This window comes from Moritella sp. PE36 (assembly GCF_000170855.1).
Lineage (GTDB): Bacteria > Pseudomonadota > Gammaproteobacteria > Enterobacterales > Moritellaceae > Moritella.
Window position 1 is genome coordinate 101414 of record NZ_ABCQ01000013.1, and the last position, 6517, is coordinate 107930.

General features: G+C 43.3%; 7 protein-coding genes. 4 read left to right on the forward strand and 3 right to left on the reverse strand.

Features of this window, described 5'->3' with window-relative positions:
• The first annotated feature begins 22 nt into the window (after positions 1-22).
• Positions 23-1018 carry an adenosine deaminase gene (gene add, locus PE36_RS10105; RefSeq protein WP_006031912.1) on the forward strand — a complete coding sequence of 332 codons (996 nt, stop codon included), beginning with the start codon at positions 23-25 and terminating at the stop codon, positions 1016-1018.
• 138 nt (positions 1019-1156) lie between these two features.
• Here add and PE36_RS10110 read toward each other — a convergent pair whose 3' ends face one another.
• Together PE36_RS10110 and PE36_RS10115 are read right to left on the reverse strand one after the other, a co-directional pair.
• Positions 1157-2101, reverse strand: a complete 945-nt coding sequence (locus PE36_RS10110) for an ornithine cyclodeaminase family protein (RefSeq protein ID WP_043994407.1) — start codon at positions 2099-2101, stop codon at positions 1157-1159.
• 40 nt (positions 2102-2141) lie between these two features.
• Positions 2142-3368: a DSD1 family PLP-dependent enzyme gene (locus PE36_RS10115; protein WP_006031914.1), complete on the reverse strand. Its 1227-nt coding sequence runs from the start codon at positions 3366-3368 to the stop codon at positions 2142-2144.
• Positions 3369-3499: 131 nt separating this feature from the next.
• On the opposite strand from PE36_RS10115, the gene PE36_RS10120 reads away from it, so the two are divergent.
• From PE36_RS10120 to PE36_RS24725, 3 genes are read left to right on the forward strand one after another with little or no spacing between them, the layout of a single operon-like run.
• A complete protein-coding gene (locus PE36_RS10120; RefSeq protein WP_006031915.1) occupies positions 3500-4426 on the forward strand; it encodes a LysR family transcriptional regulator in 927 nt (308 codons plus the stop codon).
• A gap of 39 nt (positions 4427-4465) precedes the next feature.
• On the forward strand, positions 4466-5014 hold the full coding sequence (locus PE36_RS24720) for an MBL fold metallo-hydrolase (RefSeq protein WP_006031916.1): 549 nt from the start codon (positions 4466-4468) through the stop codon (positions 5012-5014).
• Positions 5015-5016: 2 nt separating this feature from the next.
• A complete protein-coding gene (locus PE36_RS24725) occupies positions 5017-5439 on the forward strand; it encodes a hypothetical protein (protein WP_232286565.1) in 423 nt (140 codons plus the stop codon).
• A 16-nt stretch (positions 5440-5455) separates the two neighbouring features.
• On the opposite strand, the gene PE36_RS10130 is transcribed toward PE36_RS24725, so the two are convergent.
• On the reverse strand, positions 5456-6517 hold a 1062-nt coding region (locus tag PE36_RS10130), incomplete at its 5' end, for an MATE family efflux transporter (protein ID WP_006031918.1).

Below are 6517 nucleotides of genomic sequence, written 5' to 3' on the forward strand. Positions count from 1 at the left end.
AAACACATAAAGGTAGAGACTCATGAATTACTTTGACTTACCGAAAATTGACCTACATTGTCACCTAGACGGCAGTGTTCGCCCAGAAACAATCATTGCGCTTGCAGCTGAACAAAACATTACCCTACCAAGTAACGACATTGAAGCGATCAGAACTTTAATGATCGCACCTGAGACATGTACAGATCTTGGGGAATACCTGCAACGTTTTGACTTACCGTTATCAGTGATGCAAACAGCGGAAGGTATTGAGCGCATCTCTTTTGAAGTATTTGAAGATGCAGCACAAGAAAACGTGAAATACCTAGAAGTACGTTTTGGTCCAATGCTACACCTTGAACAAGGTCTAACCCTTGAGCAAGTATTTGATAGTGTTGTTGCGGGGATGAAACGTGCAGAAGCCATGTATGACATCAAAGGTAACTACATTTTATCTATCTTACGCCACATGCCAAAAGATAGAATTAAAGAAGTGCTGGATACCGCAGCTAAATACTTAAACGACGGTATTGTGGCATTCGATTTAGCAGGTGGTGAAGCACCAGGATTCTGCGCTGAGTTTGTCCCTTACGCACAATACGCTATTGAAAAAGGTTACCGTGTAACGATTCATGCTGGTGAGCAAGGTGTGGGTCAAAACGTATTTGATGCAGTATCATTATTAGGTGCAGAACGTATTGGTCATGGTATTCATATTACTGGCCATGAAGATGCGTACAACCTTGTTAAAACCCAGAACATTGCATTAGAAACCTGTCCGAGTAGTAATGTTCAGACTAAAGCGGTTGAAAACTTAGCCAGCCATCCTGTTAAAGCCTTCTACCAAGACGGTATTCAGATCACCATTAATACTGATAACCGTACTGTGTCAAATACCACCATGACAGATGAAGTACGTAAAGTGATGGAAGAGTTTAACTTAAGCCGTGAAGACTACTTCAACATTTACAAGATCAGCATTGAACATGCGTTCGCATCTGACTCTGTAAAACAGCATTTATCGACGTTTGCTGAATAAAAGAACTTAAGCTTCTTGTTCATCAATCAATACAGAGCATAAACAGCTAGCATCAATAATTACTACCAATAATAAGCATCAAGGCGGGCAACAAACCCGCCTTTTTAATGCCTGCGACTTGTTAACGAGCCTTCAACATCAGCACTCAATAGCATGCCCAGCATCTAGCGCTGCATCCAATAAATGCTGACCTATTAACAAGTCCTGCACCGCAATACCCGAACTATCAAAAATAGTAATATCTATATTATTGATACGCCCTTGTGCTCGCCCCGATAAGACCTCACCAATCATGGTTAATTTATTGCTAACCACGTCTTTGTCAGCGTGCTGGAACTCGCCAATCACTACCGACTGCGACGTAAAATCACAATATAAATCAGCGTTATCAAACAAGGCCGGAGGTAATTCTTGCTTACCTTTGGTATCGACACCCATTGCCGAGATATGTGTACCCGCTTGCACCCATTCTGCAGAAAACAGTGCTTCACGAGCCGTGGTCGCGGTAATGATAATATCCGCAGCGCGACAAGCCACTTCAGCCTCTGTTACTTGGGCGTTAATCCCCACAGCCGCTAATTTATCGACCATAGCTTGTGCTTTATCATTATTACGGCCAACAACCATTACACTACGAATATCACGTATCCGACAAACCGCAACACATTCATAAAACGCCTGATGACCAGTACCAAAAATAGCTAAACAACGCGCGTCTTCACGTGCTAATACCGATACTGCAACTGCATCTGCTGCTGCCGTACGGTAGGCATTTACAGTACTGCCTTCAATCACTGCATCCAAACGCCCGGTTTCTTGATCTAATAAAAAGATCGTCGATGCATGACAAGGGATATTTTTCTCAATATTACCCGGCCAATAACTCCCGGCCTTCCAACCCACTAACTCTGCTGTATTGGCTGATTTAAGCGAAAAAATACTGTTTTCAGCATGCCCCTCTGCGATCACAACAGGGAATAACTTCGCTTGCTCACTTGCAGCAATAAACGCAGCTGATACCGCGTTAAACGCCAGCTCATGACTTATTAATTGACTCGATAATGCTTCACTCATGTATTTCATATTGTTTAAATTTTCCTATCTGTTTACTGTGATTAGATGACTACCAACCCTGAATGCGAGCCCAATAATCAAGTTCAATCTGCACGGGATCTGCAACGTAATAACCCGCGTGCATAGCTGCAGTAGCGCAAGCATGATTGGGCAAAATGCGTAGCTGCGTGCCTACCGCTATATCGGATAGTCTTAATCCATCATTCATGCCATCAGTTATGCGATCAATATCGCTACCAACCGCAGCAATAATGCCATGTTCCTGATTGGCTCCGATAACCTGTAAACCGGGAATAATGTTGCCTTCGCTATCGCACACTAAGCCATAACCACAGTCCTGACGTTGCGACTGCGTGCCGCGATCTTGCGATAGTGACATCCAGCCGGCATCAATAAACAACCAGTCTTTCTCTTCGTTATGACCAATCACACTGGTGACAACCGATAATGCAATATCATCCGGTTTACACACGCCAATGCCCGCCATCACTAAATCAAAAAAGGTATATACCCCCGCTCTGACTTCAGTTACCCCATCTAGGTTCTCGGCAAAATGTGCAGTCGGTGTCGAGCCAACGCTTACCACAGGACAAGGCAATCCGCTTGCAATCAGCTGAGTGGCTGCAATCACCGCGGCATGACGTTCACCTTCAGCTGCCGCGACTAGCGCCGCTTTATTAAAGCAATCATAGGATTCACCGGCATGGGTGAGTACACCACGCAACTCAGCACCACCTTGATGCAGGATCTTTCCGATCTCGACTAAACGCGTATCGTCAGGTTGAATACCACCGCGATGACCATCACAATCAATTTCCAATAATGTTGGGATCTTGATGTTTTGTGCCTGACAAAATGCAGTTACCGCTTGAGCCTGTGCCACACTATCAAGCAAAATACTGATATTGATACCTTTATTAAGCAATGCTTGAATACGCGGTAATTTTTGCGGGGTAATACCGACGGCATAAGTAAGATTGGTATAACCCGCGTCTGCAAATGCTTCCGCTTCTTTAACGGTCGAAACCGTGGCTGGCGAATCAAAACCTTCTAGTACATGTTTGGCTCCCGCAATGGATTTAACGGTTTTTAAATGCGGTCTTAATATCACATTATGCGGAGCTAATTTTGCTCTTAAGAAAGCCACATTGGTATCAAACTTGGCTTTATCGACCAACAAAAAAGGCGTGTCTATCTTTGCTAAGCTTGTTGTGATTGACATATATTTTCCAATTGGCATTGTTTGTTCAATTAACGTAATTTTTTCAATTAACATAATGCACGTTCCTTATACTCACTCTACTAGGTTATCAACAGGGTTACCTGCTTGGTAATGTACGCATTGTGATGTATCTGGATTTAGAATAATATTAACCATTACTAACTATCATATTAGGTTTGAACTTAATGCTCACCAGCGAAGATTTACGTTTTTTCTATGCTATCTCAACTCAACCGTCTTTAACTGCGGCTGCGCGTAAGCTTAATGTGACGCCGCCGACAGTGACTCAACGCCTGCAAGCAATTGAAGCCAAAGTCAGCGTTAAATTGGTACAACGCCAAGCTCGTGGCATAAGCCTGACCGAAGAAGGCTATTTACTGCAAGATAAAGCCCGATCCATCCTTGCTGAAATGGATCAACTGCAGACATTAATGGCCAGTAAAAAGAACCTGATCAATGGCACACTAAAAGTATTAGCACCCTTGGGTTTTGGCAATGACTACATTGCGCCCTTGGTTGGTGAGTTTCAACAGCAACACCCAAATCTAGCCGTCGAGTTAGAACTCTCGGACAAGCCAAGCTGGGCGGAAAGCCACAGATGGGACATCATCATCTATATTGGTGAGTTACGGGATTCGACATTGAAGCTGGCGATGCTGGCACCTAACCAGCGTTTTCTTTGCGCCTCGCCTGATTATTTAAAAAAACATGGCACGCCGAGATCACCACGGGCGTTACGAGACCATACTTGTATTTCATTACGTGAAAACAGTGAAGATGTGACATTATGGCGTTTCACCCATACTGCTGGTGATGGTGACAGTGAAGAACAAGAGTCAATTCGCATTACCCCAACCCTCACGAGTAACGAAGGTAGTGTAGTTAAAAACTGGGCAATTGCTGGCAGCGGCATCATCATGCGCTCAGAGTGGGATGTACAACCCGAATTAAATAGTGGTGCACTGGTGCGGTTGCTACCAGATTACAGCTTACCGAGTGCCGATATTGTGGCCTTGTTAGGTACCGATACCCGTGCTCGTTCAGCCAGAACAACACATTTTTTACAACTACTCAAAGATCGTTTTGCACAGCAACCTTGGCTAAAAAAGTAGTCATTTAAGATCAAGATAACAACACAAAAGTAGATCATCATGGAAATCGTATTTTTAGGTACATCGGCAGGTACACCGAGTAAAACCCGTAATGTATCGGGCCTGGCTATTCACCGGGTTAATTCCAAAAAGTGGTGTTTAGTTGACTGCGGTGAAGGTACGCAACATCAACTGTTACATACCAAACTGTCTTTAACACAATTACAGGCGATCTTTATTACCCACATTCATGGCGATCATTGTTATGGTCTACCCGGGCTATTAGCCAGTGCCGCAATGCAAGGCAGGACAGAGCCACTTTGGATTGTTGGACCATCAGAAATTCAAACCTTCATCAAGCTTATGCAAACGTCTGTGCACCTCAATTTAAACTATGAATTAAAGTACAAGTGTATTGATGAGCCAAATAATACCCTGGATGACTTAGCCATTGAGTTTGATGTAGAGACGATTGAACTCTCTCACCGAGTGCCCTCTGTTGCTTACAGTTTCAGTGAAAACAGATTAAGTAATAAGCTCGATGTCGATAAGTTAGAACAAGACCAGATCACTCGTGGGAAACTTTGGGGGAGTTGCAACAAGGGGTAGATGTGCAACTCGATGACGGCCGCATTATTTGTGCTCAAGATTACTTACTACCGATTCAAGACCCCCGAAAAATTATCATCTCAGGTGATAACGATAATCCATCACTGCTCACTCAAGTAGCCAAAACCGCAAACGTATTAGTGCATGAAGCAACGTATACTCAAGATATCGCCATCAAAGTAGGTCCGGGGCCACAACACAGTTACGCGAAACTTGTTGCTCAGTTTGCTAACGAGATAGGACTTGATAACTTAGTGCTAACCCACTTTAGCCCACGTTATCAAAACGCGATAAACAGCAGCCCTTCCATCTTCGATATCGAAAACGAAGCACGTACTGTTTATAGTAGAAATCTGTTTTTAGCCAATGACTTTGACCGCTATACCTTAAACAAACAAGGCGTACTAACAAAAAGTACTGGCTAACTATTAACTAACACCGCTACTGACAAGGAGTCATTACAGGTACTTGCTCTCTTTGCTTTATGTCGTGCCACACCAACGGCGCGACAATAACAAACAACACAATATTAGATAAAGGTAACGCTAGCCAGATACCATTAACCCCTAACCACTGTGGTAGGAAATACAAAAATGGTAATTGAATTAGCATATTACCGACCGATATCGCCAAGGCTTTAGCACCCTGACCTATCGCCATAAAATATACAGATGCCAACACAATAATACCATCTAAAAACATCGCGAATAAATGTAGATGAATACCATTTTTAGCTGCTGCAATCAGCGCTGCACTCTCACTGGTGAAATAGTCACTGGTGAACAAACGAATAATCAGATTAGGCATGACATTTAAGATCACGATAAAGCCAACACCTGTAATAACCGTTACTTTTATCGACATTAACAGCATTTTTTTGATATTTTCAAACTGCAGGGCACCAAAATAATAACTCACTGGTGGCTGCATACCTTCCGCGATCCCTTCTGCTATCAAGTAATAAACCGTCATAATGTAACCTACAATAGCAAACGCCCCCACCGTCACCGACGTACCGTATTGCATAAATAAACGATTATGCAATGCAAACACAAAACTGGTGTAGACATACATCACTAATGCTGACGCGCCCAAGCTCATAATCTTTGTCACCATACGCGGATCAATCATGATAACGCTTCGATCAAATTTTAACCTTGAATACTTTGACAGAAAATAAACAATACCCACGATACAAACGATCGACTGAGCGATGATTGTCGCCAACGCGGCGCCTTCAAGTTGCCACTGCCACAAACCAATAAACACATAATCGAGCACAATATTCAATAACGCCCCAAGGATCATTAACGCCGTCGCGACATTTGGACTTTCATCGTTACGTATTAACATCGGAATTGCTGCAGCCATGATAGTTACAATTGTTGCATTGGCGAAAACAGTGACATAATTTAAGCCAAGCTCAAAAATAACACCTTTACCGCCTTGAACACGGAGTAAATCGGCTCCCCACAATGACAACGCAACGCCCGAGAACAGCGC

Excerpts from the sequence above, each read along its gene's own strand:
- add (WP_006031912.1), top strand. The coding sequence starts at position 23 with ATGAATTACTTTGACTTACCGAAAATTGACCTACATTGTCACCTAGAC.
- PE36_RS10110 (WP_043994407.1), bottom strand. The coding sequence starts at position 2,101 with ATGAAATACATGAGTGAAGCATTATCGAGTCAATTAATAAGTCATGAG.
- PE36_RS10115 (WP_006031914.1), bottom strand. The coding sequence starts at position 3,368 with ATGTTAATTGAAAAAATTACGTTAATTGAACAAACAATGCCAATTGGA.
- PE36_RS10120 (WP_006031915.1), top strand. The coding sequence starts at position 3,500 with ATGCTCACCAGCGAAGATTTACGTTTTTTCTATGCTATCTCAACTCAA.
- PE36_RS24720 (WP_006031916.1), top strand. The coding sequence starts at position 4,466 with ATGGAAATCGTATTTTTAGGTACATCGGCAGGTACACCGAGTAAAACC.